19 protein-coding genes are annotated in these 25,227 nt (G+C 66.8%); 2 read left to right on the forward strand and 17 right to left on the reverse strand.

Going from position 1 to position 25,227, the window contains the following annotated elements; genetic code table 11:
• Positions 1 to 144: 144 nt before the first annotated feature.
• The 7 genes from CAP40_RS14530 to CAP40_RS14560 all read right to left on the reverse strand — a co-directional run bounded on the left by CAP40_RS14530 (position 145) and on the right by CAP40_RS14560 (position 7,160).
• Positions 145 to 1,965 carry a hypothetical protein gene (locus CAP40_RS14530; protein WP_086130258.1) on the reverse strand — a complete coding sequence of 607 codons (1,821 nt, stop codon included), beginning with the start codon at positions 1,963 to 1,965 and terminating at the stop codon, positions 145 to 147.
• A gap of 18 nt (positions 1,966 to 1,983) precedes the next feature.
• Complete coding sequence (locus tag CAP40_RS14535) at positions 1,984 to 2,616, reverse strand: hypothetical protein (protein WP_086130259.1); 633 nt, start codon at positions 2,614 to 2,616, stop codon at positions 1,984 to 1,986.
• 235 nt (positions 2,617 to 2,851) lie between these two features.
• Complete coding sequence (locus tag CAP40_RS14540) at positions 2,852 to 4,687, reverse strand: S9 family peptidase (protein ID WP_144034375.1); 1,836 nt, start codon at positions 4,685 to 4,687, stop codon at positions 2,852 to 2,854.
• Between the two features lie 26 nt (positions 4,688 to 4,713).
• Entirely contained in the window at positions 4,714 to 5,268 is a 555-nt protein-coding gene (locus tag CAP40_RS14545) for a hypothetical protein (RefSeq protein ID WP_086130261.1), read from the reverse strand.
• A 378-nt stretch (positions 5,269 to 5,646) separates the two neighbouring features.
• On the reverse strand, positions 5,647 to 6,186 hold the full coding sequence (gene nusG / locus CAP40_RS14550) for a transcription termination/antitermination protein NusG (RefSeq protein WP_086130262.1): 540 nt from the start codon (positions 6,184 to 6,186) through the stop codon (positions 5,647 to 5,649).
• 35 nt (positions 6,187 to 6,221) lie between these two features.
• Complete coding sequence (gene secE / locus CAP40_RS14555) at positions 6,222 to 6,419, reverse strand: preprotein translocase subunit SecE (protein WP_086130263.1); 198 nt, start codon at positions 6,417 to 6,419, stop codon at positions 6,222 to 6,224.
• A 168-nt stretch (positions 6,420 to 6,587) separates the two neighbouring features.
• Entirely contained in the window at positions 6,588 to 7,160 is a 573-nt protein-coding gene (locus CAP40_RS14560) for a YqaA family protein (protein ID WP_086130264.1), read from the reverse strand.
• Between the two features lie 153 nt (positions 7,161 to 7,313).
• Between CAP40_RS14560 and CAP40_RS14565 the strand changes: the two genes are divergently transcribed.
• Together CAP40_RS14565 and CAP40_RS14570 are read left to right on the forward strand one after the other, a co-directional pair.
• On the forward strand, positions 7,314 to 7,844 hold the full coding sequence (locus CAP40_RS14565; protein WP_144034377.1) for a hypothetical protein: 531 nt from the start codon (positions 7,314 to 7,316) through the stop codon (positions 7,842 to 7,844).
• A 9-nt stretch (positions 7,845 to 7,853) separates the two neighbouring features.
• The gene (locus CAP40_RS14570) at positions 7,854 to 8,999 is read left to right on the forward strand and encodes a hypothetical protein (protein WP_086130266.1); all 1,146 of its coding nucleotides are present in this window, start codon (positions 7,854 to 7,856) and stop codon (positions 8,997 to 8,999) included.
• Between the two features lie 15 nt (positions 9,000 to 9,014).
• Here the strand turns inward: CAP40_RS14570 and CAP40_RS14575 are convergent, their stop codons facing one another.
• The 10 genes from CAP40_RS14575 to CAP40_RS14620 are packed head-to-tail and all read right to left on the reverse strand — an operon-like array spanning position 9,015 to position 25,227.
• Positions 9,015 to 11,999 carry a phage tail protein gene (locus CAP40_RS14575; RefSeq protein WP_086130267.1) on the reverse strand — a complete coding sequence of 995 codons (2,985 nt, stop codon included), beginning with the start codon at positions 11,997 to 11,999 and terminating at the stop codon, positions 9,015 to 9,017.
• Positions 11,996 to 17,332, reverse strand: coding sequence for a kelch repeat-containing protein (locus tag CAP40_RS14580; RefSeq protein WP_086130268.1), 5,337 nt, complete (start codon positions 17,330 to 17,332; stop codon positions 11,996 to 11,998). The genes CAP40_RS14575 and CAP40_RS14580 overlap by 4 nt, the downstream gene beginning before the upstream one ends.
• Positions 17,329 to 19,743, reverse strand: a complete 2,415-nt coding sequence (locus CAP40_RS14585; RefSeq protein ID WP_086130269.1) for a hypothetical protein — start codon at positions 19,741 to 19,743, stop codon at positions 17,329 to 17,331. Before CAP40_RS14585 ends, CAP40_RS14580 begins: the two co-directional genes overlap by 4 nt.
• Before the next feature lie 3 nt (positions 19,744 to 19,746).
• Positions 19,747 to 20,172 carry a GPW/gp25 family protein gene (locus CAP40_RS14590; RefSeq protein WP_086130270.1) on the reverse strand — a complete coding sequence of 142 codons (426 nt, stop codon included), beginning with the start codon at positions 20,170 to 20,172 and terminating at the stop codon, positions 19,747 to 19,749.
• A 37-nt stretch (positions 20,173 to 20,209) separates the two neighbouring features.
• Positions 20,210 to 20,803 (reverse strand): phage baseplate assembly protein V, encoded by a 594-nt coding sequence (locus tag CAP40_RS14595; RefSeq protein WP_086130271.1) that lies wholly within the window; start codon positions 20,801 to 20,803, stop codon positions 20,210 to 20,212.
• Between the two features lie 27 nt (positions 20,804 to 20,830).
• Positions 20,831 to 21,985 (reverse strand): phage late control D family protein, encoded by a 1,155-nt coding sequence (locus CAP40_RS14600; RefSeq protein ID WP_086130272.1) that lies wholly within the window; start codon positions 21,983 to 21,985, stop codon positions 20,831 to 20,833.
• Positions 21,982 to 22,440 carry a hypothetical protein gene (locus CAP40_RS14605; protein ID WP_086130273.1) on the reverse strand — a complete coding sequence of 153 codons (459 nt, stop codon included), beginning with the start codon at positions 22,438 to 22,440 and terminating at the stop codon, positions 21,982 to 21,984. The genes CAP40_RS14600 and CAP40_RS14605 overlap by 4 nt, the downstream gene beginning before the upstream one ends.
• Complete coding sequence (locus tag CAP40_RS14610) at positions 22,437 to 23,087, reverse strand: hypothetical protein (protein WP_086130274.1); 651 nt, start codon at positions 23,085 to 23,087, stop codon at positions 22,437 to 22,439. The genes CAP40_RS14605 and CAP40_RS14610 overlap by 4 nt, the downstream gene beginning before the upstream one ends.
• Positions 23,084 to 23,263: a hypothetical protein gene (locus CAP40_RS14615; RefSeq protein ID WP_086130275.1), complete on the reverse strand. Its 180-nt coding sequence runs from the start codon at positions 23,261 to 23,263 to the stop codon at positions 23,084 to 23,086. The genes CAP40_RS14610 and CAP40_RS14615 overlap by 4 nt, the downstream gene beginning before the upstream one ends.
• A complete protein-coding gene (locus CAP40_RS14620) occupies positions 23,260 to 25,227 on the reverse strand; it encodes an ATP-binding protein (RefSeq protein ID WP_179188196.1) in 1,968 nt (655 codons plus the stop codon). Before CAP40_RS14620 ends, CAP40_RS14615 begins: the two co-directional genes overlap by 4 nt.

A 25,227-nucleotide genomic window follows, 5' to 3' on the forward strand; every position in this document is an offset into this window, starting at 1 on the left:
GGATGGATGGGGCAAGTTCGTTGCACTATCGCGACGATTTCGAGGATCCATGTTGATATCGGTCTGGTCCCCCTGCCGGTCTTTTCAACACGGGGCGGCGCCTGCCGATGGTCCAGTTGATCGCCCTGGTCGATCAACTTCCCGTCAGTCGGAGAAAACGGATTTCCATACGCCCTTTCCGGAAAACAACCGGCCGTGGGGAAGCGACACGTAATTCACTCGCGCGCCACTCCGCGAAATCCGCTGCGTTATCGGGTCGGGGAAGGGTTGATCATAGGTCGAGATATGTAGAATATCGCGATTTGACCATGATGTACTCATGTACAGATCTTCGATCCAAGACTGGAAATTCTCCACCTTTCCGGGAGAGCCAAAAGTTTCCAGCATGAATCTCCGTTGTCCGGTCTTGCTGGTGTTTCCGAAGTCAGCGTTATCTTTCTGATCGGTGCCGACCGAAACGATCGGGCTGATTAGGATAAGCTTGCCATCTTTCCCCAGGAGAGCCTTCAGGGCCATGGCGGGCAGCGCGCCGAAGCTTACTCCCACGATGGTAATCTTCTCGAATCGCCTCGCCCTTATGAACTGGAGCACTTGCCCTGCATCCTCGGAGAGCATGTTTCCTCCGCCCTGCAGCCTGTTCTGCAACGCCAGTCCGCCGCCGAGCTGCCCGCTATAGGACACGGACAATAGCGACTGGTTGCCGAGCTCGGGAAACCGATCGATCTGGCCGGACGCCTCGAGGGGGCTTGCGGGGCCCCCGCCAAAGAAGACGATGAGGGACTGGTTGCTATTCTCGGCAAATTGCGCCGGCAAGTGCCCGGAATCTCGGCGAAGGTCCAACAGCGCATATTCCCGAACGATGGGAGGAGACCAGGCTGTTGCCTCCTGGCCCGTCCAGAAATCCAGATCGCCTTTGTCTTCGCGTGGCTTGACGGGACATTGCGCGCGCATCCGGACCTCCTTGGCGCCGCTCCGCCATGTCAGGATTCTGTGGTCGGCTTCCTGATGCAGCCATGCGACGCTCCGCCCCGAAGCCGCTACATCGAGGATTCTGCCGAATCTCGGCGCCGAGAAAGTGACGAACTTTCCGCCCGCCCGTACTCGCATCTTCTTCTCGCTGAAGGACCCGGCCAGCACTCCGGTACGGGGATCGATGATCGCGCTGGCTCCCGGAATCCCGGATGCGGCGTGATCGTCATGTGCATTGAGCTCGCCAAGCCCGATCAGCGAAGCCTTGCCGTTGCGCATCGCGACTTTGGGATCGTAGATTTGCCGGAACACGAAATCATAGTTCCTGAAATAGCTTTCCGCCGCATCGGCCGGTGCGTCGAGGCTGGGATATTTGTGCCAGTGGAACGAGGTGCCAATATTCGACACCAATCCTGCGGATGCGTCCGTATGGGGGTCAGGAGTACGATAGTTCTCAACAATATTTCTGGCGAGGTCCTGGCCATATTCCAATGACGACCGGTCGGTATCGGTGGCGAATACGCGGAGGAACTGTGCCCTTGGAAGATCCGTTACCTCAACCGAATTCGCCATTATTCTGCCGCCGGCTTCTCGAAACGCCACGAAGATGGCGCTGGCGCTTCTGGAGACGAAGCCATCCGATGTGATCGCGACCGGCAGTAGCGAATTGATGGACACGAAGGTTCGCCCGCGGAGCAGGGGCGCGCGCATGTCGGTGAAATAGGAGAGGCGCCCGCCGTTGCGATTGACCACCTGAATGTCGGTAAAATTGCCTGGCGACCTGTAGAACGCAATCAGCCGGCGGCCGCCATCGCCCATGAACAGGGCGTTCTCGAAGCATAAGTCATTATTGGAGAATGTGTCATTCGTTTCGATATGGGCTTTCGCGATATCAAAGTTGTGATGAACTTCGATGCCCGGCGATGCTGCGACGGGTAGATCGAGTATCCATGGAGACATGGACATCAACAATATTTTCTTTCCCGTCGCAGTCATTTTTACCTCTGTCTCAGCCTACTTTGTACGAAAACCCTTATTGTCGCCTATGTCGAAATATACATTTCCATTTCTTTGAAAGAGCTGAATGTCCATGCGGCCGTTGCCGTCACTGTCGAAGAATATGGATCCGTCAGTGAATCGCTCGCCATAGTACCAGGAGATTATCGACTCTCCCGGGCGATCCTTGGTGATCGTCACTTTGACCTTGGTACTCTCTTGCGATGTCAGGTGATCGCTGAATCTTTTGTTGATGACATCCTCATGACTTGGAGCGCCTGCCGCGTTCACAGCCTTTTCCACGCCCTTTTCGACAAGAGCGTCTACCAGTGCCTTGCCGATGATCTTCAGTACCGGCCCGGCCTGGGTATCGCCGTCTCCTGCGCCGGCATGCGGTGCCGTAACCACGATCTCATCGGGACCTGGGCCTTCACTCCCCGCGCTGCCTGCCCCAAGATCCGCCGGATCGCCCGGATAGGAATTCCCGGTCTCCGGCCCGCCATATCCATGGCTGAATCCGAAGCCGGGCGCTCCATAGCGGAATCCTCTGACTTCGATATCGGAGCCGCCGGCCAGGATCATCCCGTCGAGCGTTGCCCCGGTAGTGCCCCAGCCACCGGCCACCAGATCGATTTCGTACGCGTTCAACATTCTCACGATGCAATCCTCACTATTCGAAGATGAAACGAACATTGTTCTTGTGAGGCGACCGCGCGCGTCATGGCGGGTGGATGGGGCAAGTTCGTTGCACTAGCGCGACGATCTCGAGAATTCGCACCGATATTGGCCTCACTCCCCGGTGCGGGAGTTGGAAGGGCGTGCATTTCTTTTCGCGACGGGTGGCGTCCGCCGATCGTCCATTGGATCGTTTCGGGCGATCGGCCGGCTATTTGTCGCCATCGCGCAAGGGGGCAGGGCGCGCGGTTTGGGCGGCGCCCAGGATGTCGGCCCAGACCGCGTCGCCCTTCTCGCCGAAGTTGCCGATGAGCCCGTGCTGCATCCTGTCCTGCAACAGGATGCCCGCCCCGGCGCGGAGCCGGGCGGGCAGGTCGCCGGGCATCGAAATGGTGTCGAGCGATCCGAAATAGAAACGGGCGTTGCCCGGCACGATCCGGTCCCATGTCCGCGCGAGGCTCCGGTTGAACCGGTCGATATTGTCCTGCCCGCCGAAGATGGCGAGATCCGCGCGAGTCTGGCTCTCCACGCTGACCTTCTCCATCATGCCCAGGTCGACCGTGGCGATGGTGGCTTTGCGCCAGGTGATGAGCGGGGCGAGGAAGAACGCCTTGCGGAAAACGTCCGGGTGATCGGCGATCGAGATCGCGGCGGGTACCGCGCCGAAGCTGTAGCCGATCACGAACGCGTCGCGATATCCCTGCTTTCGCGTCCATGCCGCAATGCGCGAAGCCGATTGCGCGATGGCGCCGATCCCCTGTTCGGCGAGCAGATCGGAATGGGTGAGGCCCGCGCCGATGCTGCCGGGATATTCGACCGCGAGCACGCTATAGCCCAGGGGGACCAGCCGCCAGACCGGCATGGGCAACTTATCCTCCAGCGCGCCCTGCGGCCCGCCATGGAAATAGACGAACAGCCGCCCATTGGCCTTGGCGGGCGTATAGAGATAGCCGAAGGTCCGGTCGCCGGCCCGCGCATCTCCCAGCAGGACCTGCCGGCGTTCCATCGGCGCTTCCATCCGCGGCCATGGCGTGAAGCCCAGGTGGCGCAGATATTCGGCATTGTCGCAGATGGCGAATTTGCGCTCCCCGCCGGCATCCAGCCGCAGCAGGTCGATCTTGCCCTGCGTCTCGGCGAGCACGGCGATCTTGTCGCCGTTGGCGATCGCTTCGAGGATGTACATGTCCGGAGTGGCGGAGAGCGGCACGGTCTCGAGGCGCGAGAGCTCCGGGTTCCACCGCTCGAGCGTGCCGATGCCATAGCGCCCGACGATCCGCCCGGTCTTGAGGTCGAAGAGCGGGCGGGCATGCCCCAGGAACGGGGCGCCGGGAAATTGCGCGGCCAGTTGATCGCCCCGCACGATCAGGCTTCCCGGCCGCGCGGGATCGGAGACCGGCGATTCCATCGACATCACCAGGCCGCCGGACGGCACGCCCTCGGGATGATGGATCATCGATGGGGCGGGCGCAGTGAAAGCGAAGTCGATGCCGTCCGCCGCCGTGGCGGACACCCGCAATGGCGCGCCGGCTTCGATCGATGCCAGCCGCGCGAGCGTCCCCTTGTCGACGAACGGCGCCGTGCCGCCGAACTTGACGGCCGTCAGCCGAACCGAAGCCCAGGACATCGGCAGATATTCGGCCGACACCTGGCCGGGCTTGTCGGATGCGATCTCGAGGATCAGCGGCCCGATCCGCGCCACCAGATTCCCCGCCTCGGTATAGCGGATCGGCTCGAGCAGCCAATCGGCCGAATAGCCCGACTTCGCGCGCTCCTCGCCATATCGGGTCAGGTCGAACGTGACGAAGGAACCGGGATGCCTGGGGTTATAGGCGCCCGAGAGCTTCTTTTCCTGATACCAGAGCGTGGCCCTCCCGAAGCCGGGGTCCATCGTTACCCTGTTGAAGCCGCAAGTGCCGAAACCCTTGCCCTCGGCATAGTGTAGTTGCAGCTTGCTGCGCCAATCCTGTTCGCCAGCCGCAACCTGCCCGGCGGCAGGTTGCGGCCAGCCCGATATAGCGGCCAGCAGGCAGATGATTTTTCTATGCATGAACTCGCCTCTATATTGGGGTCGGATCAGCCGCCGTAGGAATGGGCAACCCAGTTCGGCGGTCCGTTCATGTTGGTCGAAGTCGCGCCGCCATCGAAGCTCACCGTCCAGCGGCCATGGTCCCTGTTGACGTACATGGCGTCATATTTGCCGTCCTTGTTCAGGTCGCCATAAAGCTTGCCGTCGGAGCTCTGGAGCCAATAGTGGTTCGCGTCTATCGGCACGCCAGGCTTGGAGTTGGCGAGGTTGTTGGTGGTTTCCTGATTTTTGTTGGTCAGGAAATTGTCGATGCCTTTGCGGATGGTCTCGAGCGGCAGCACCTGGCCCAGATCGATGTTGACGTTCACGCTCAGCGGAAAGTCCCGGCCACCGCCGCCTGCCCCAAGATCCGCCGGATCGCCCGGATAGGAATTCCCGGTCTCCGGCCCGCCATATCCATGGCTGAATCCGAAGCCGGGCGCTCCATAGCGGAATCCTCTGACTTCGATATCGGAGCCGCCGGCCAGGATCATCCCGTCGAGCGTTGCCCCGGTTGTACCCCAGCCGCCGGCCACCAGATCGATTTCGTACGCGTTCAACATTCTCACGATGCAATCCTCACTATTCGAAGATGAAACGAACATTGTTCTTGTGAGGCGACCGCGCGCGTCATGGCGGGTGGATGGGGCAAGTTCGTTGCACCAGCGCGACGATCTCGAGAAAGAAGGGCAATATCGGGATCAAGCCTGGGGAGCGGCTATTGCCGCGGTGTTATTGGGATGGTCGCCCACCGGCCCGAAGATTCCATGCCGTGACCATTCAATCAGGATGAATTTGAGGAAGGGAGTCTTCTGCTGTTCCCGGGCTCGACCTGGGTCCGCCTGGCCTGTCCACGCGGCTGGGCGGGATGTGCCAGGCAACGAAAAAGGCCGGAGCTTTCGCCCCGGCCTTCTTGAAATCGCGATAGTGGAAGCGCGCGCTTACTTCACTCGCTCGACATCCTCGAAGCCCAGTTCCAGCGGCGTCGCGCGGCCGAAGATCGAGATCGAGACCTTCACGCGGCTCTTGTCGTAATCGAGTTCCTCGACCACGCCCGAGAAGGTCGCGAAGTTGCCGCTCGTCACCTTCACCGTATCGCCGATGTCATAGTCCACCTTGACCTTCGACTTGGGCGCGGCGGTGGCGGCTTCGTCCTTGGTGTTCAGGATGCGCGCGGCCTCTGCCTCGCTGATCGGCTGCGGCTTGCCCGACGAACCCAGGAAGCCCGTCACCTTCGGCGTGTTCTTCACCAGGTGATAGACGTCGTCGTTCATCTCGAGCTTGGCGAGGACATAGCCCGGGAAGAACTTCCGCTCGGACTGGACCTTCTTGCCGCGGCGAACCTCGGTCACCGTCTCGGTCGGAACCTCGACGGCCTCGACCAGGCGATCGAGGCCCATGCGGGTCGCGTCGGCCAGGATCTGGTCGCGAACCTTGCCCTCGAAGCCCGAATAGGCGTGGATGATGTACCAGCGCGCCATGCGTTCGTTCTTTCTCTCGTTATCTGCGGTGCGGCTTACTGCGCGAGGCGCAGCAGCGAATTGACGATGAAATCGAAGATCGAGTCGATGCCGAGGAAGAACACGCCGAGCAGCGTCGTCATGATCATCACCATGATGCCGGTCATGACGGTCTCGCGGCGCGACGGCCACACGATCTTGCGGGCTTCGGTCTGCACCTGCTTCACGAATTCGATCGGACTGGTCTTCGCCACTGGGGCACCCTCGCTTCAAAGTTCGCCGGCTGCGGGGCACGGGTCCGCTGCCCGGTCCTTCTCGAAGGAACCGGCGCTACCCACCCACGCTGTCGGATTGGGGGCTGTATCTAGCGAGTCGCGAGCGGGCGTGCAAGCTGGCGCGCTCAGGAAAAGAAACGGCCCCGCTCAGAACAGCGCGACGGCGACGAAACCCAGCACGATGAGGCCGAGGAAACCCCAGGCGAACAGGTCGAGGCGCTTCTCGACGAATTCCTGCACCGGCGCACCATAGATCTTGAGCAGTGTCGCGACCAGGAAGAAGCGGGCGCTGCGCGTGATCGTGGCGAGCAGGACGAAGAGCGCGAACGGATAATGGGACAGGCCGCTGGCGATCGTCACCAGCTTGAAGGGGATCGGCGTCACGCCCTTCACCAGGATGATCGCCCAGCCATATTTGTTGTACTGTTCGGTGAATTCCTGGAACGCGTTGTGCTTGAAGAATTCGAGCACCTGGTTCGCGAAATCGGTCAGGAAATAGCCGATCGCATAGCCGAACATGCCGCCCAGCACCGAGCCGAGCGTGCAGATGCCCGCGATCAGGAACGCGCGGTCGCGGCGGGCGAGCACCATCGGCATCATCATCGCATCGGGCGGGATCGGAAAGAAGCTCGCCTCGACGAACGAGACCGTGAACAGCGCGCGCAGCGCGTGGCGGTGATGCGCCATGCGCAGCACCCAGTCGTACAAGGGTCGGAACATTGGGACCGGGCAACTTTCGATGCGGGAGATGCGCATTCTTTATGGACGGTGCCGGAACTTGTCCATGGCAAGGCGGCGGGCGCCGCGATCATAGGGCCTTTTCGGAGGCAATTCGGCTTGCGGCCGCGCAGCGCCCTCCATAGCCTCCGGAACATGGCGACACCTGCCCCCACGAGTACGCCGACCCCGTCGCAGCCGCCCGTGGAGATTCTCTACGCGGTGCCCGTCGGCACCGTGATCTTCTGGTATCCGCCGCCCACCGCCTTCACGGCCAGCTCGTCGGGAACGGGCGCGCCGGTCCTGACCTATCCGCCGGGCTTCATGCTGTGCGACGGCGGCACGGTGCAGGATCCGGACAGCCCGTTCAACGGATCGGCCCTGCCGAGCATGATCGATCGCTTCGTCCTGGGGGCGGGCACCGTCCCCTATGGCACCGCGGGCGGCTATGGCATCAACGGCTGGCCGAATCCGAGCATCGCTACCCAGTCGACCGCGGCATCGAATTCGGACGCCGTGCGCAACGATATCATCCAGGGGGAGTCGCCGACCTCGGGCTATCGCTACGTGCTGACGAGCGACGACGACAAGAATGACGGCAATCACCATCACAACCTCGCGGCCGGCGCGTTCACCGTGCCCCTGCCGCCCTATATGACGCTCATTCCGATCATGCGGATCAAATAGGCGCAGGGGATGCACCTGGCCCGTGCCCGCAAGCCTCCGCGCGTCGCGGCATCGGACAGGGTCGCGACGCGCCTCGAGGAAAGCGGACTGGCATCGCCGGCCGGCCGGAGCATGCCGATGCACGACATCTCCCGCGTCCCGATCGCCGCGCCCGGGGGCGTCGTCCAGCGCGTGCTCAAGATCGGCGCCGGCGATCGCGCGGGGAACTACGGCACCGCGGGCGGCGTGGCGACCCGGAACCTGATCAAGGATACCGAGGCCGCGATCGGCGACGATCTCAAGCCGGGCTGGAAGACCTATGTCGGCACCCTGGCCGACAAGAGCCAGCCGCTCACCACCTTCGCCACGACGCAGGACTATTATCAGGATCTCGAGGGCAAGTTCGCCAAGGTCGCGAAGAGCGGCGGCAAGACCCGCCCCGGTTTCTCGAGCACTGCCTATGCGCTCGCCAGGGTCACCTATGGTTTGCAGACCGGCATGGATCAATCGGGCCTCAAGCCGTCGGAAGAGGATCTCGCCATGCCGCATCGCTTCCCCTATTCGGCGATCGAGCGGAGCGTGGGATTCTATCTCGCCGGGACGGACGACAACGCGGCCCTCGAACGCTGGACCAGGCGGCTGTACGACGCGACCGTCGAGCGCGCCGCGCTGAACACGCCGCACATCGACGACCCGCACGAGCTCGACTGGTACAAGAAGGCCGTGACGGCCCAGCTGAACGAGCTTCACGCCGCCGTGCTGGCGCTGGAGGCGGCCAAGGGCAATGGCGACGCGCTGGATCTATATTCGCCGGTGGTGCAGCGGCTGCTCAAGGCAGCCAACAACATGCACGGGAACATTCCGGACTATGGGCCGCACAGCAAGGTCAACATCCCGGTCTCCGACCGCATACATGTTCACGTCGAACGGCCCGAGGACTGGGACGAGGACGATGACGCGATGCAGGTGCCGATGACGCCCGGCTCCCATTATGCGATGGCGATGTCGCCGCCACGCGTGCCGAGAGGCGTCGCGGTGGATGACGACGACGAGTATCTGGTCGGCACGGATGGGCGGCGCATCGATCCCGACAGGGTCGAGGACTTCGACACCCTGCTCAACGGGCACAAGCGCGGGAAGACCACGATTCCTTCCCTGGCCCTGGACGATTTCTGAGCCGCAGCTCCGCGCTCAGCTTTCGAAGCGCAGGTCGAGCGTGACGCCTTCGAGCAGCGCATCCTCCAGCGCGACCTGCAGCTCGGTGCCCCGCGCGGTCGGCACGGCGAGGTTGTAGGCGCCCAGTTCGTCACGGTTGGTCGCCCCTTCGGTGATGACGCGCGGATTGCGCGGAAAGGGCTCGAGGCGGGCGAAGCCGGGCAGGGGATAGGCGTTGTCGGGGGAGAAGACCGGCGGCGCGGTGCCGAACTGGAAGCTGGCGCCCGCCGAACGCACCGGGCAGGTCATGGCGCAGGCGGGATCGGTGCAGGTCGTGCACGCGGTGACGGCGACATCGGCGGCGTCGGTGCAGGCGCAGTAATTGCCGGCCGGCGTGCCGAGCACGAGATGGCGCAGCATCACGTTGCGGCCGCCGACGCCGCTGATCTTCCCGCAGCTCTTGCAGCGCGCCACGGCCAGGCTGGGTGGATCGGTCGTCGGCGCGGCGGCCAGCGCGGCCTGGGTCGCGGCGGCACCGGCGCTTCCGCCTCCCCCGGAGAGATATCCCAGATCGGCGGCATAGCAATTGGAGAAGGTCATGGCCCCCGAGCAGGTGAGCGTGCCGGCGAACAGCGAATCGAGTGCCTCTCCCCCGGCGCCGAGCTGGGCCGTGCCCATCACCGTCGTCCGTGCGATGTGCGCGGCGGCGAGCGGCACGATGAGCACGGGCGTCGCCATGTCGGCCGGCGGCGCGTGGAGCGGACTCAGCACGCAGCTTTCGAACCGGACCTCGCCTTGCACGCGGCTGAAATCGAGCGGTGCGGCGATCGTCCGCTCGAGCGCGATGCGCGCGCTTCCGTTGAACGGGGGCGGTGGCGGGGTCGGCGTGGGCGTTGGAGCCGGAGCGGGCGTCGGCGTCGGCGTCGGTGCCGGCGTAGGTGTGGGTGGCGGCGTCGGCGGTGGCGGGGGAGGGGGCGGCGGCGCCGGCATGATCGCGCTGCCGCTCGTCGGGATCAGGGTCATGTCGAGCAGCTGGAGATCGAGATTGCCGCCGTTGAGCCAGATGGTGCCCTGGAACAGGATGGCCGACATGCCGAAGGTGCCGGCTGTGCCCGAGCTGGGCCCGGTCAGCGAGAAGGTGCCGGGATAGGAGACGGAGAGCAGCGCCTGGCTGCCGGCCGCCGAGGCGATCCACAATTTGTCGCCCGGCGGCGGGACGATCGTCTGCGCATTGAGATAGCGGGTCGCGCTCGATTGCAGCACCAGCATGGTGCAGGGGGTGGGCGCCATTTCCCACAGGCTCAGCTGGGTGACGATCCAGCCGGTATTGCCCGCATCGTACAGGGTCACCGCATTCGCCGGTATCGGAAGCGAGGCGCGCAGCCCGATCCCGCCGATCGCGCCCGGCATGGCGATCCCATAGTCGACGCTCAGCGCGGCCGGGGCGGCCCAGGCCGCCGGCCAGCTGAACAGCCCCAGATCGGGGTCGATCGCGGCGGCGGGAACCAGCCCCAGTTCCCAGGCCGGCGGGGTTGGCGACATCGGCGTCTGCGACGAGGCCGGCGCCACGATCACCGTCCGGTCGCCCGCCAGGCAGACGAAACAGTTGGTGAGCTTGGCCGCGAAGGCGGCTTCTGCTTCGGCAGGGGTGGTTACCGCCGGCGAGAAGGGCAGGTTGACGTTCAGCACCTTCCCGGTCGGCGCGGTGAAGGTCATCACGGTGCCGGGCGCCGCGTCGTTGAGCAAGTCCAGGCGCTTCTGGTCGAGCGGCAGCGTGGCCGCGGCGATGCCGGTGCGTGCGCTGGTGCTCAGCAGCATCGGATCCGTGCTCGACGGCGCCGTCAGCAGCGACAGCGACGCGGTGGGCACCGTCGGCACGATCAGCAGCGCATTGCCGAGCGACCCGCAGATCAGCGCGCGCACGTCCGCCTCGGTCACCTGGGTGCCTGCTTTCACCGGGCAGGTGGCGATCGTGTTCTGGAGCAGCTCCAGCAACTGGCTCATCGAGGGATTGGCGGGCACGTCCATCGCGAGCACCGCGGATGCGTCGCCATAGTTCAGGTTGAGCGTGCTGGTCTGCGCGGTGATCGACTGCAGGTCGATCGCGCCGCCTTCGAGCACCGGATAGTCCGGCGCGGGCGGCTGGATCGCGCCGATATCGAGGGGCATTGCCCGCACGCCGTCCGCCCCGAGCGCAACCCAGTCCGAAGTGCTCTTGGGCTTGTAGCGGATCACGAGGCCGCGCTCGGAGCCATAGAGCATCGAGCTGGCCGGGCCGGTGCCCGGCGTCGTCCAGATCCGGTTATATTGCTCGAGGTCGGCCGCCAGCATCTGCGTGGTGAGGCGGACCGGCAGCGCGGTCACCGGCGGCGCGGCGACCCAGTCGAGCGGCGTGTTGGCCAGATTGTAGAGCGGCTGGGCGATGGCGAGCGGGTTGAAGTGATAGAGACGGGGTGTCGAGGTGCCCATGGGCGTGATGCCCGTCATCGCGAAGCTCGGCAGCCGCCAGACTCGCAACAGACCTACCGAGGTTCGCGACGGATCCTCCGGCGCGCCTTCCGGCTCCGGCGAAGAGGGCGGCGGCGCAGGGGCGGGCGTGGGCGCCGGCGCGGCGTCGGGAAGCGGCCAGCTCGCAAAGGGTGTCGCCTCGTCCGGGGCATAGAGCGCGTACCAGCCGCTGCCGTCGCGCACCCGGCGCGGGATCGCGCTGGCGATGCCCTTGCGCCGCCGGAAGCCGAGCGCGTCGGCGACGAGCGCGCGATGCTCGGGGCGCACGGGCTGCGCCACTTCCAGGCCGAGCTGCGCGGCGACATAGGGGACGAGGTGGAGTGGGCAGGTCTGGATGAACCAGTCGTCCTCGAGCTCGCGCACCGAGTCGCCGATCTGCTCGCGGACATGATCGAAGACCTTGCACAGCGCGAGCAGCGGATAGCCCTGGGTGATATCCGCCATGCGGAAGATCGGCGGCAGCAGATCGTAGAGCGGATCGGGGATCGGCGCGCCTTCGGTGTCGTCGCTCATTGCTTGCCCCCCGTCCGTTCGGTGAAGGTCACCGCGTCGGCATCGGCGCTGATGTACAGAATCTGTGCGCCGGTCACCGGATCGAGCTGGGCGGATTTGGGTGCCAGCACCTGCTGGTCCGGCGCACCGGAGGAATTGCCCGATTCGGTGGGCGCCCAGAGCTTGTCGACACCGGCCTTCGTCACGCCGTCGACGCCTTCCACGATGCGGATGATCTCGCTGGCCCGGACCAGCTCGTCGAACGCCATTGCCGGCAGCGCATAGGCGGCCCGAAGCGCATCGCTGATCGATTGCTGGATCGCATGGACGTCGGCGCCCGTATCGGCGGCGAACCAGCCCTGCACCTTGAACGGAAGCGGTTCGAAGGGGAGCAGGCGAATGTCGAGCCTGGTCGCCTGCGCGGTATCGACGGCGGCCGCGAGCGACTTGAATGCCGGCGACAGCATGTCCGGCACTTCGTTGTCGGGGCCGGCGAGGGTGAGCAGGAAGACCGAATGCCGCGCCCGCGGGAGCTTGCCGTCATCCTGGAGGACCGTGAGCACCGCCGCGCTGACTTCGGGGCGGTTGAGGACGAAGCTGACCATGTCCTGCCGCGTGACGATCCGCCCCAGATCCTGGGCGCCGGTTGGGATCAGGTCGCGCAGCGTGCCGCGCGGCGGCGCTCCGATCCCGCCGCTCGCCGCGACCGGATTGAGCACGCTCTTGATCCCGCCCACTCCCATCGGCGCGCGCGTGATGCTTCCGGCGGCGACATTGCCGTTGACCCCTGCGCCGACGCGATAGGTGGCGACGATATTGTCCGTGCCCGTCGGCGGCCGCAGCCCATGGACGCTGTCGCCGAAGGTGATCTGCGCGCGACCCTGGGCGTCCTGGGTGAGCTGATAGGCACGGGCATCCGGCCCCATGCTGCCCAGCGCCTCCACGCATTGCCAGACCGCACCGTTGACGGTCACGCTGAGCTGCGGCGCGATCGCCCCGTCGGCTTCCTCGAGCCAGGTCAGCGGCGCCTGCTTGAGCAGGAATTGCTGGAACGGCTTCTGCCCGTCGCCATTGCCGAGCACCTCGCCCGCGATCGTGCTCCCCTGGGTCACCTCGACCACATTGCCGTACACGGTGGTGGTGGTGCGATCGTAGAGATAGCGCAGCGGCTCCTGCAGGGTCAGGGTGGTGGTATTGTCGCTCGACGATTTCGCGATCGCCTTCACGGTCACCGCCTCGCTCTGGATCGGGCGGTTGAACAGCGCGAGCTGCGCGGAGGTGACGTTGCCGATCGTGGTGCCGTTGCCGGAGAGATAGGCGAAGTCCGAGGGCGGGTCGCCCGCCGGATCGGTCTGGAGCGAGAGGTTGCCGATATCCGGGATATTGGCCCACCACCATTTGCCGTCCTGCTTCGCGCCGCTCTGCGGAATCGGCCCGTAGACCATGACGAGCGTGTCTTCCGGGAGCGCCGTCTGCGCGCCGATCGGCCACACCTTGCCCACCGTCGTCGCCAGCGGCGGGTTGCCGGCGAGCAGGAGCGCCTGGCCGACCACGATCTGGTCGATCAGGCCGGTGAGCACCAGCGTGTCGTCCGGCACGGTGGGATTGCCGGGCGTCGGCGTGTTGCCGGGCAGCGGCGCATCGTCGATCGGCGGCGCGAGGCTCAGCTGCTGGCTCTGGGTATAGACCAGCGCCTGGCGCCGGGCGTCCGAATCCGCCGGCGGTGGTGCCTCGACATAGAGCACGGCTGTGCAGGTCGAATTGCCGTTGCCATCGACCTGGCCGCCAAAGGCATAGACGCCGTGATTGGCGAGCGGGATCGGGTTCACCCCCTCGGTGAGCGACACGAGATTGGGATAGTCGGGAGAGGGCAGCACGATCGGCAGCGGATAGGCCGGCGCGGCGCTGCCGCCGTTCGGCGGCACGATCTCATAGGTCGAATTGGTGTCGCCGCCCAGCATCAGCACGCCCTGTTCGACGAGCACCGCTCCCTGCGAGCAGCGTGCCGCATTGAGGGTGGGACCGGCGGAGAAGGCGAAGCTGGTGGGATCGAACAAGGTGCTGCTGGCGCTGGGCTCCATGGTCCAGTCGATCGCGCCCCCGGCGATCAGCACCCGGGCATCGGGCAGCAACGTCGCCGAATGCATCGCGCGCGGCACCGGCATGTCCGCGATGGTCGCAAAGGCCTGGGCGGCGATGTTGAACACCGCGGCCTGGGTGATCGGCCAGATCTGGATCTCGTCGAACGGCGCTTCGGATTGGAAGGCGCTGAAGCCGCCGGCGATCAGCACGTCGCCATTGGCGAGCAATGTCGCCGAGTGCAGGGCGAAGCCCTTGTCGAGCACGGTGGTGATCGCAGTGAAGGTCTGGGTGGCGGTGGCGAAGGTCTCGGCCGTATGGAGGCTGGGCACGTAGATCGCCTCGAGCCCGGGCAGATCATAGGTGATCGGCGGAACCGCGAACCCGCCCGCGAGCAGCACCGAACCATCGGTGAGCACGGTCGCGCTGTGGCCGCAGCGCGGCGTCGTCATCTTGTTGCCCACCTTGCGGAAGGTGCGGCTCTTGGGATCATAGACTTCGGCGGTATCGAGCACCGCATAGCCGTCATCGCCCAGGCCGTAGCCGCCGGCATAGAGGACGGTGCCGTTGGCGAGGAGCGACAGCGTCGCGCCGATGCGGGGCGCGATGGGCGCGCCGGCCGCGGTCGACAGGCCGGTGGTGGGATCGAAGGTCCAGGCGAAGCCGGTCATGGTCGTCGTGAGCTGCGGAAAGGGCTCGGGCTGAGTTGCCCCGACGATCAGGATCGTGCCGTCGGCGAGCAGGATCGTGCCGGTGGGCGCGAGCGTGAACGGCGTGGTCAGCACCGGCCCGGGCAGCGTCTGGAACGTGCCGACATCGGCATCGAGCGCGACCACCGCACCGGTATAGGTGGGCGGGGTGTCGGGCTCGGCGGGCAGTGCGGAGATGCCGCCGGTGAGCAGGAGAAAGTCCTGGGCGAGCGCGGCGAAGGCGGGATAGCCCTGCGGATTGGGCAGCGGCGCGCCGACGATGCTGGGCGCCAGCACCTCGCCGCCGTTGAAGGGAATGCTGACGCCCGGGCTAACGGCGAACGTCTCTACCGTGGCGAGGACCCTGTTGCCGGCGATGCCGCCCGCGACGGCGACCTTGTTGCCGGGCAGCAGCGCGGCGGCATGGTTGGAGCGGGCTTCGCTGAGCGGCGGGGCGACGACGAAGGTGGGCACGGCGCTGATGCTGCCGCCGGTCTGATAGGCGGCAAAGGCACCGATCAGCCAGTCGTCGCCCACCGGCCCGGTGGCGGACTGGCCGCCGGTTATCAGGAAACCCATATTGTTCGGGAGCGCCACCGCGACCTGGTCGTAGCGGCCCTGCGCCCCATCCTGGCCCGGCGGGATCGGATAGAGCATGCCGGTCGGTTGCCAGTCGGTCGTATTGGTGACCTCGGCATCATCCCATACCGTGCCGATGGCCGCACCCGCATTCGAGAAGCCCGGCGGCGCGGCGCCGCCGTCATGCCCGCCGACGAAGATCACCGTGTTGGCGACCGGCGGAACCGCCGGCCCGCCGCCATCGGCCGTGCTCTTCACCACCGGGCAGACGGTGGCGCTGTGCCCGGCACGTGCCTTGGCCAGATCGGCGCAGGGCTGCCAGTCGGCGGCGACGGGATCGTAGACGGCGACCGATTTCGTCGCCTCCAGTGCGGCGAACAGCGCCTCGATCTTGTCGTGCGCGTCGTTCGGCGCCTGGGTCAGGCCGCCGCTCAGCATGATGCGGTTGTTTGGGAGCAGCGTGGCCGCATGTCCCAGGCGCGGAATCGCGAGCGTGACGTTCGGGATCGCGCTGAAGCGCATGGAGGTGGGATCGAGCACGAGCAGGTCGGTCGCCAGCGACCAGTCCTTCATCACGCCGCCGGCGAGATAGACTTTCCCGTCGATCAGCGTGGCGGTGTGGAGGGCGCGGGGCTCCGGAAGCGCGTCGATCTGGCTGACGAGCTGGGTCGCGGGGTCGTAGACCTCGACGCTGTCGAGCACGCCCTGCACCCCGATGCCGCCGACCAGCAGCACCCGGCCGTCGCTGAGCGTGGTGGCGCTGTGGCCCATGCGCGAGGGGATCAGAGCGGAGCCGGTAGGCAAGGTGGCGGGATCGGGCGCCAGCTCGACCTCGGTGACCTGGCCAGACATGTTGAATTCGGAGATGTTCTGCCGCGAGACCGCGTCGATGATGCCGAGCGTCTTGTCCTCGGGCGTCTCGAGCAGGAACTGGCTGCCGGGCAGCACCTTTGGATAGACCGCCTGGAGGTCGAGCTGGTTCAGGTCGATGGCATAGCCCGGCCATTCGGAAAATTCGGAAGGGACCATGCCGGTCGGCGTGTTCGCGCGCTGCACTGCCGCCGATTGCGACGACCAGGAGGCCGCGTTGTAGCCGAACAGCCGGCAAGTGAGGTCGAAGGCGTAGAGTTCGAGCCCGTTCGCTTCGTTCGGCGGCAGCGGGTCGGTCGCGCCGCTTGCCGCCCATTGCTCGCCGATCGGCGCGCCGATGCCGATGGTGGTGGTCGAGAGGACATGATTCTCGCTGACCGAGAACACGGTGAGCCGCACCCATTGGATCGGTGCGGGATCGACGCGCTTGTAGAGCAGGAAGTCGCCGACCTGCAGGCCGAGGCCGGTGCCGGCGAGCAGCAGTTCCGTGGCATCCGCGGTGACCCAGGCCGGGCGCGTCTGCAGCGGGGTGAGCTGGTTGAGCGACGAGACGGCGGTAAGCTGGGTCGCCGTCTCGAATACCGGCGCTGCCGCGACGGCCGCCGCGCTTCCGGAACCGGCGGCGGCCGTGGTCGATGTCGTCGCCGTCTGGTTGGTCGTGGCCGTCGACGCGGTGCCGCCGCTGCCGGTCGGGCCGCTGGTCGCCGCGCTGTTCGATCCGCGCGAGGCGGGCGGCGTCGCCTGGATCGCGGAGCCTTTCGGCACGATCACCGGATCGCCGGGCTGCGCGAACACCGCGAGCTCGGCGGTCGCGCCGATGTGCATGCCGGTGGTCTCGCCCAGCCCCCGTCCGATCAGCGCGAGGCTGCGATATTCCACCGCGGTGGAGAGATAGCCCTCGTTGAGCACGCGATCCTGGTAGAAGGACAGCACGTCCGCCACTTCGGCGAAGGCATCGACCAGCGCGAGGGTGGGATCGGTGGGGACGTTGCGGTCCAGCCGGGCCAGCGGCTGGGAGACCGATTTCCCGCCGCTGTTGACCACCACGCGCGGGATCAGGTCGAGCATCTCCTGCTTGAAGCTGGCATAGTCGCCCAGCCCGGCTGAGATCTCGTCGTCGGGGCCGTTCGCGCTCATTTCGCCGCCGCCACGAAGAGTCTGACGATGCCGAGTTCGGGATGGAAACCGTCATTGCCGGCGCGCGCGCGCTCATTCGAGCCGATCGCGATCCGGCCGGCCTTGATGTTGTCGACGGTGTTGTCGGGGCCGCTCACTCTTTGGAACACCACGCGGGGATCCATCGCCGGATCGCTGACCACCAGCGATACGGTGGGATCTGCAGCCAGCAGCGCGATCAGCTCGGCGAGCACCACCGGCCGGCCGAGCGGCCAGGCGGTCGGGTGGAAATGGGCTGGGCCGCCATCGGTCTTCGCCCCGGCACCGATCCGCCGCAGCAGCCGTTCGCGCGCGGCGCCGATATTGGCGCCTTGCGAGCAATAGACGACCAGCGAGACATTGATCGGCACGTCGGATTCCTGCTGGATCGTCGGCGGCGCGCCGAGCACGGCATATTCCATCAGCCGGGCCTTCGCGATCGGATAGGTGTAGCCGTCGGGCGTCGTAGTGGTGGTGGCGATGCCGACGACGCAGGGCGCATAACCGTTGACCAGCCGGGCATCGGCTTCGGTGACCAAGGGGTCGCTCTGGGCCAGGCGCTCCCAATCGTCCGGATCGATGCCGCGCAGATTGGTGCGGAAGCTGGTCGTCGCGAACAGGCGGACGCTTTCGTTCAGTTCCGGCTGGGCGGGCGTCGCGGGCAGGGGGTTCGATACCCAGCTGATCATCGGCGTGGAGCCGACGATCTGGACGAGCGCGTTCGCGCGCACCCGGCCGCTCTGCCCGTCGCCGACGCGCACCGTGGCAGTGAAGGTCGTTCCCGGCGCCGGCGCTTCGCCCAGTGCCCCGTCGCCGAAGCGCAGGAACAGGTGGCGCCGGTTGCCGCCATAGCCGTCCTCGGGCGCCGCCGCGAAGGCGCGCCCCGCCGGCGGCGTGCTCATCAGGTCCTGCCGCGCCGTCCACAGATCGAGGACCTTGGCCATGCCGGGCCGTTCGCCCAGCATCTTCACGCAGAGATTGGCCTGCCCCGGATCGGGGGCGAGGCTGGCCTTGGCCGAGGGCACCAGCAGCGCGGCCTCGGCGATGTCCTGCGATCCGTCGAACGCCGCCACGGAGGCGGGCATGGGCGCCGCCGATACCGGGTCCTCCACTTCGATGATCGGGCGATAGACGCGGCCGGCGGGCGCCGTATCGGGCACCGGCGTCACGGCAACGGTCCGGCCATGATCGGCCAGCCCGACATTGCCGTAGAGCTGCACCATGCCCGGCTGGTTCTGCACGGCCATGGTCAGCGGCTTGGCGAGCGCGTCCTCGGGGTGCCAGGTGATCATGGTGGCATAGGGCGGGTTGTCGCCGTTGGGGAGCAGCTCGACCTTGATCAGCCGCACGACCTGCGCGCCGAAGGGCTGGGCGGTGCCGGCGGGCGCGGCGGTCTGGACGAAGGCGACCAGCTGACCGGGGACGAGCCCGGTCTGGGCGGTGTTGAGCTGCGCCTGGATGGCCCCCTGGGGCAAGGTGTAGGCGACCGAGCGCGCCAGCGGATAGGCGAGATTGTTGCGCAGCAGCGACACCGGGAGATCGGCCATGGTCTCGAACACGGTGGTGCTCGCCGCCAGATCCTGCGTGGCCGGCAGGTTCATCGTCACGATGCCCGGCTGCTGGGTCACCACCTGCAGCCCGGCGGGGATCACGCCATTGCTCTTCACCGTGAAGACGAGCGCGGTGCGGGCATTGCACCCGTCGTTCACGCCATAGTCGCGCAGCCGGGCATGCCGGCGCAACGACAGGCGGTGGCGCGCGGTGGGCAGATAGGATTCGGTGCCGGCCGCATCCTGGCGGAAGGAGAGATGGTCCCCGGCATAGGCGAGCGCTTCGATCAGCGTCGTCATCGGATCGGCGGGGTGATCGAGCGCCCAGGCGGAATCGTCGCGCACGATCTGCGACACGCGCGAGCGCATCAGCGAGGTGAAGGCGGCATAGTCGCGGCCGAGATAGTTGATCGCGGCCTGGCCGGGAGGTGCCTGCACCGGCCTGCTCGGCGTGGCCACATTGGCCTTGGATTCGGGCGCGAACCAGGTCGAGACGTCGCCGATGGTGAGCCGATAGGCGGGCGCGTCCGCCGCGGGATCGGCGGGAGGCGGGATCGCCTGGATATGGAGAAGCCCGGTATCCGCGTCGAGCGCATGGACCTGCACCACTTCGGCCGGGGTGCCGAACAGGTCGGTGATGGTGACCGGCGCAGTGTCGAGTGCGAGGGCGGGCGCAGGCGGCGTGGCCGGCACGGCGCCGCCGGTGAGCGCGTCCATCGCGATATCGGCGGCCCGCACCTGCGCGGCTGGAAGCGCCGATGCCGGGGAAACCTGCACCACCAGCTGCAGCGAGCCCGCGCTCTGCACCGAATGCACGACGGTGGGCTGGGTGTCGTCCGCCATCGCTCAATAGTCCGGAATCGAAGCGGTGGCGGTGGCGCTGCCGCCCTGCGGCGTCGCGCTGTAGCCGGGCAGGGGCACGGTGATCGACGTGCCGGCCGTGGTCTGGGTATGGGTGACGAAATAGGTGAGGTCGACGGTCACCGTCTCGTTGCCCATCGTCACGGTGAGCGTGTTGATCGAGATGGCGTCGCCCAGGAACTGGATCAGCTTGCTGCGCACCAGCGTTTCGGCCGCGCTGGCCAGCGCCGCGTCCATGCCTCCGAAGACCAGCTGGCGCATGCCGGCACCGAAATCCGGGCGATTGACGCGTTCGCCCGGATTGGTCTCGAAGACGAGCAGGATCAGGTTCTGCACATAGGTCGGGAGATCGGTGGTCGCAGTCTGCCCCGATCCGTCGATCTGATAGGGAAAGCCCAGATAGCCCGTCATCCGCGCGCCTCCCGGCCGCCGTCCGCCGTCGATGCGGCTACAGCACGGTGAGCCCACCCTCGTTGATCGAGACCTCGGGCTCGACGCCGCCCACCATCGCCGAGCCGTGCGCGATCGTGAATCCTTCCATCGTCACTGCCAGCGTGCCCGGTTCGGCGAGGATGTTGACGCCGGATTCGTTCATGGTGATGCGGATTTCCGCCAGGCTGATCACCACGCCGGTGCTCGATCCGCTCACCACCACCGGCACCGCCACCGCGGGATCGGTCACCGTCAGCGTGAAGCCGCCCTCGCCCGGCAGGTCGTTGAACAGCAGCTTGCCCGAACTGGTCTGGATCATGCGCATCGTCGGCAGCTCCGCCTCGATCGGGCGCTCGCCCTCGCGCCAGAAACAGCCCGCCCAGATGGGATAGTCGAGGTCGCCGCCCTCGAATTCCACCCAGATCGCCGCGCCCACCGGCGGCATCATGTAGAAACCCACCTGCAGCCCGGCATAGGGAACGCAGGGCATCGCCCAAGCCGTCGCCACTTCGCCGAGCACCATCGGCACCAGCACCTGGAGCCGGCCGAGCATCAGCGGATCCTCGTTGTCGACGACGACTCCGCGATACTTGCCCCAGAACTGCTTCATCCCTGCCTCCCCGGCCGTACCGCGCGTTCATGGCACCACCACCGGTAACAAGGGGTCGGTGCCGTCGCGCTCCAGCTTGAACGTCTGCTTGTATTCGTTCCGCTTGAGTTTGTGATGCACCTCCGCGACGCTCCAGTTGCCGTCGAAGGTCGTGCCCGCGCCGCGCACGCCGACCAGACCGCCGGCCCGCAGGATCGAGCCATATTTCTCGACGTTGAGCTCCCCTTCGGCCTTGGCGACCGTCGTGGAGGATCGGTTGACGCGTCCCTGCGCGAAGCCCATCGCCCGGATCTCGTCGAACCCGTCCGATCCGGCCGGCAGCTTCATGCCGAGCAGCGAGGAGATCGGGAACGGGCTCTTGAGGGCGAGCGGCGGCAGGAGCGTCGGCTCGAGCGCCATCACCGGCAATGCCGGCGTCGCTTCGAGCGGGCCCGGGATCAGGCCCGAGACCTGGAAGGCGGAGCGGCCGTCCTGCGTGAAGGTCAGCTGGTCGACATTGGTGAAAGTGCTGTTGCCCACGGTGAGCGCGGGCGCGGGTATGCCGACGCGCTTGGGCGGCCCCCAATAGGCGGTGTTGGTGAGCGGCACCGCGCCGGGGCGCAGCGTGAACACATAACCATATCGGTTCGCAAGCGTGTAAAGATATTCCAGATCGGTACCGTATTGGATCGGCGTACGCTGGACGATCGTCGGGAAATCGGCTTCGGCTGGCGGAATCGTCTCCGGGACGATCGCGAACCGCTCATATTCGGCCAGGATCTCGAGCACGATCAACTCGTCGTCCATGTCGGGATAGCCGCGGATCTTCTCGGTCAGGTCCATGGCGACGCTCAGGTCCGCCCCGCTGATCACGACGCGGCTCTGGCTGGGATTCTTCGCCGGATCGAGCCAGATATCGGTGATCAGCCCATCCATCAGCACGGTCGGCAGCGCGGCCTGCATCGCCATGATCAGCACGCGATTGCCCGTGGAGAGACGGCCGTCGGCAAGCACCTGGACCTGCATGCCCTTGCCATTGTCGCTCCGCTGCGCGCCGAAAGTGAGGCGGAATGCCGACTGGCCGTCGGCCACTTCGGTCACCTCGGCCTCGATCAGCAGATCGGCCAGTCCGGGCCCGATCGGGGTGGGAACTTCCTGGGTGCCCGCCAGCACGGCGAGCTGGATGCCGACGGGAAAGCTCATGCGCTTTCCTCGCGGTCGTCGGTCTGGTCGGTGGGCGCGGCGGCCGTTCCCCGGCGCGAGGCCTTGGGCTGGTCGAACGGATCGTTGGTCTGGCCCACCACGGCGGGAACGATGATCTTTCGCCCCGGCACCGCGCAGAGCGTCGCGGGGTCGCTCACATTATTGGCCTCGAGCAGCATCCAGTAGAGCAGCGGATCGCCGAGCAGCCTGGCCGAGATATTGTCGATCCGGTCGCCGGCCTGGATCGTGTAGCTGGTCTGCGGCTGGAACGTGGTCGCCAGCGGCAGGATGGTGCGCGCGAGATAGGGCACGGCGTCCTTGGCGTCCGTCGCCGCATCGGAGCCGGCGGTCGAGGAGGAAGTCGCGGAAACATGGCGCGTGCGGGTGCGGACCAGCTTGCCGGGGGCGGCATGCTCGATCTGCACCGGATAGCGGCTGAGCCGACGGCCGGTCATAGCGACAGCGCCCCCGAGATGATGCTGGCGCCGCTCTGCACCGTGCCCACGGCGGACATCAGCTCGCGCTCGGCGAGATTGGCGAGATAGAGATAGAAGCCGGTCTGGCTGGGTGAAAAATCCTGATAGGTCAGCACCTTCATGTCCATCGTCACATTCGCGTCGATGGGATTGAGGCGCGTGTCGTGCATCGTCTCGGTAACGCTGTAGCTGGTGATCTGGACGGGCAGCACGCGCTGCGGACCCCAGACGAACACGGTGAGCGGGGATTCCGGCGGCACGATCTCGAGCACGCCCAGCGCCATCTGGGCCAGGCTCTGCACGATCGAGCTGGTCGTCGGGAACAGCATCATCTCCAGCGTGGCGAGCTGGGGGTGGATGCCGAACGCCATCGCCGTCGCGTCGTTGCTCTCGAGCTGGTCGACCGCGCTGATCCGCGCGGTCATCTGGATCGTCTCGATCGCGGGGCCGGCGAGCAGGTTGGTGCCGGTGGGCGTGTCTCCCGTCTTCTCGAAATCGGGATGGAGCTGCCGCGTGAGCTCGGCGGGATTATATTGCAGCAGGATCAGCCGGGGAACGGGAATGGTGCCGCCCATGCTGATCAGGGCGGCCTTCAGGATATGCGGACTGTTGGGATAGGGCGTCATTGCGGGCCTCCGCGTTCGCGCAGCTTGGCCCGGATCGCCTGGGCGATCGCGCGGCGGACATGGTCGCGTTGTCCGGCATCGAGCCGGGCCAGCGTGGCGCGCACGCGCGGGTCGCGCGAGATCGCCGCGTCGATCGATGCGGACAGATTGGCGGGCGGGCGGGGGGGACGGCTCATGCCGGCCAGTCCGCGAGCTCGGCCGGCGGCACGCGCCGGCGCTGCTTGGCATATTCGCTTTCCAGCGCGCGGGCGATGTGCCCCATCGAGATCGCGGTCTCCTCCTCTGAGGCGAGCATCGCCGCGTTGATCGAGACGACGCGGATCTGGCCGCCGGTGAGCGTCAGCCGCGCGAGCCGATCCCAATCGAGGCCGCTGGCCGGCGCCGCGGCCGGAAAGGCGCCGTGCCAGATACGCCGGCGCTCGTCGGGCGAGGGGAATTCGAAATGCAGGCTGAAGGCGAAGCGGCGCGCGAATGCATCGTCGATCGCGTTCGCCAGGTTGGTGGTGAGCACTGCGATCCCGCGAAACGCCTCGATCCGCTGGAGCAGATAGCCGACCTCGAGATTGGCGTAATGGTCGTGCGAATCCTTCACTTCGGTCCGCCGGCCGAACAGCACATCGGCTTCGTCGAACAGCAGGATCGCGTCGGTCATGTCGGCCGCGTCGAACAGCGCCGCGAGCCGCTTCTCGGTCTCGCCAATATATTTGTCGACGATCCGCGACAGGTCGACCCGGAACAGGTCGAGCGACAAGGTGTGCGCAAGCGCCTCTGCCGCCATCGTCTTGCCGGTGCCGCTCGGGCCGGCGAACAGCACGCTCATGCCCTGCGCGCCGCCGCCCGCGCCGGCAAATCCCCATTCCTCCATCACGCGCGCCCGGTTGCGCTGCCGGGCGATGATCTGCCCCAATACGGCCCGCGCGGCTTCGGGCAGGATGAGATTGTCCAGCGTCATCCGCACGGGCACCGGATCGGCGAGGCCGCTCATCGCCTCGCGCACCTGATCGCGTAGCAGCGGCAGCATCTCGTCCAGGATCGCCGCCTGCGATGCGGGGGCTTGGGTCTCCTCCGCCTTGGCACGCGCCACGGTGGCGCAGCTCTCCAGCGTCGGTAGCGGCAGACGGAAGCGCGCGGCGATGTCGCGCAAGGCCGGCGTGGCATCCTGGCCCAGGCCGACAGCGAGATGATCGGCGACCTCGCCCGGATCGGTCCTGGGCAGGGACATGCGGATCACGGCGCCGGGTGCGCGCTCGGCGATGGACTGGCCCGCGGCACCCACGAGGAACAAAGGGCCGGTGCCTTCGCCGATCAGCCGGCAGATCGCGCTCAGCTGGAACTCGCCGGGGGGCTCCTCGAAGGACAGGAGCAGCGCGCCGCGCAGCGCGAGCCGATCGCGCTGCCACAGCCGGAAGAAGCCGTCGCGCTCGGCTTCCGGGGTGAGGCGGGCGAGGGGCAGATGGAAGGGCAGCAGGCCGAGCGCCACCGCGGCGCCCGCCGCCACGCCGAGCGCGCGGCGGCTCGGTTCGGCGGCGAGATGGAGCGTGGCGTCCATGCCCGATGCGAGGACGGTCCGGGCGAGCCGATGCGCGAGGACGGCGTCGGCAGGCAGCTGCGGCGCGAGGTCGAGCGGGCGCACGATGTCGGCAAGGGCGTCGTCGAGCACGGGCTGGCCGACGAGGAACGAGAGCACCGCGTCCGGCATGACGAAGCGCTGCTGGAGCCGGCTTCCCGGCTGCGCGCCCTCGGCCTTGATCAGCTGCCAGTATCGGAGCGGTGCCGAAGGCGCGAAGGCGGCCTGGGACGCGCCCTCGAGATCGGCGAGGACGGCGAGGGCGAGGAGCGTCGTCGGATAGGGAGTCGCGGGATCGCCCTGCGCGAGGGCGCACAGATTGGCGATGTCGGGCGATATCTCGAAGCCGGCGGCCAGCGCGACCACGCCCTGTTCGAAGGGCGTGAGCGAGAACCAGTTCGCAAGCGCGTCGAACGCCGAGCCGGGGACCGGCTCGCCGAGCCCGGCCTCCTGGGGAGGGAGGGGCTCGTGGCGCAGGCCGGGGCGCGATCGGCTGCGGGCATAGTCCTCGAGCATGCGCTCGACCGCGGTGACCGCGCCCTGCAACCGGGCGACATGGGGGATCTCCGCCAT

Source organism: Sphingomonas sp. IBVSS2 (assembly GCF_002127225.1).
Classification (GTDB): domain Bacteria; phylum Pseudomonadota; class Alphaproteobacteria; order Sphingomonadales; family Sphingomonadaceae; genus Sphingomonas.

Coding starts and splice junctions, on each gene's coding strand:
- CAP40_RS14575 (WP_086130267.1), bottom strand. CDS start 11,999: ATGAGCGACGACACCGAAGGCGCGCCGATCCCCGATCCGCTCTACGAT.
- CAP40_RS14535 (WP_086130259.1), bottom strand. CDS start 2,616: ATGTTGAACGCGTACGAAATCGATCTGGTGGCCGGTGGCTGGGGCACT.
- CAP40_RS14560 (WP_086130264.1), bottom strand. CDS start 7,160: ATGTTCCGACCCTTGTACGACTGGGTGCTGCGCATGGCGCATCACCGC.
- CAP40_RS14585 (WP_086130269.1), bottom strand. CDS start 19,743: ATGGCGGACGACACCCAGCCCACCGTCGTGCATTCGGTGCAGAGCGCG.
- CAP40_RS14620 (WP_179188196.1), bottom strand. CDS start 25,227: ATGGCGGAGATCCCCCATGTCGCCCGGTTGCAGGGCGCGGTCACCGCG.
- CAP40_RS14595 (WP_086130271.1), bottom strand. CDS start 20,803: ATGAAGCAGTTCTGGGGCAAGTATCGCGGAGTCGTCGTCGACAACGAG.
- nusG (WP_086130262.1), bottom strand. CDS start 6,186: ATGGCGCGCTGGTACATCATCCACGCCTATTCGGGCTTCGAGGGCAAG.
- CAP40_RS14610 (WP_086130274.1), bottom strand. CDS start 23,087: ATGACGCCCTATCCCAACAGTCCGCATATCCTGAAGGCCGCCCTGATC.
- CAP40_RS14605 (WP_086130273.1), bottom strand. CDS start 22,440: ATGACCGGCCGTCGGCTCAGCCGCTATCCGGTGCAGATCGAGCATGCC.
- CAP40_RS14580 (WP_086130268.1), bottom strand. CDS start 17,332: ATGAGCGCGAACGGCCCCGACGACGAGATCTCAGCCGGGCTGGGCGAC.
- CAP40_RS14545 (WP_086130261.1), bottom strand. CDS start 5,268: ATGTTGAACGCGTACGAAATCGATCTGGTGGCCGGCGGCTGGGGTACA.
- CAP40_RS14615 (WP_086130275.1), bottom strand. CDS start 23,263: ATGAGCCGTCCCCCCCGCCCGCCCGCCAATCTGTCCGCATCGATCGAC.
- CAP40_RS14565 (WP_144034377.1), top strand. CDS start 7,314: ATGGCGACACCTGCCCCCACGAGTACGCCGACCCCGTCGCAGCCGCCC.
- CAP40_RS14590 (WP_086130270.1), bottom strand. CDS start 20,172: ATGACGGGCTATCTGGGCTTTCCCTATCAGATCGACGGATCGGGGCAG.
- CAP40_RS14570 (WP_086130266.1), top strand. CDS start 7,854: ATGCACCTGGCCCGTGCCCGCAAGCCTCCGCGCGTCGCGGCATCGGAC.
- CAP40_RS14540 (WP_144034375.1), bottom strand. CDS start 4,687: ATGCATAGAAAAATCATCTGCCTGCTGGCCGCTATATCGGGCTGGCCG.
- CAP40_RS14600 (WP_086130272.1), bottom strand. CDS start 21,985: ATGAGCTTTCCCGTCGGCATCCAGCTCGCCGTGCTGGCGGGCACCCAG.
- CAP40_RS14530 (WP_086130258.1), bottom strand. CDS start 1,965: ATGACTGCGACGGGAAAGAAAATATTGTTGATGTCCATGTCTCCATGG.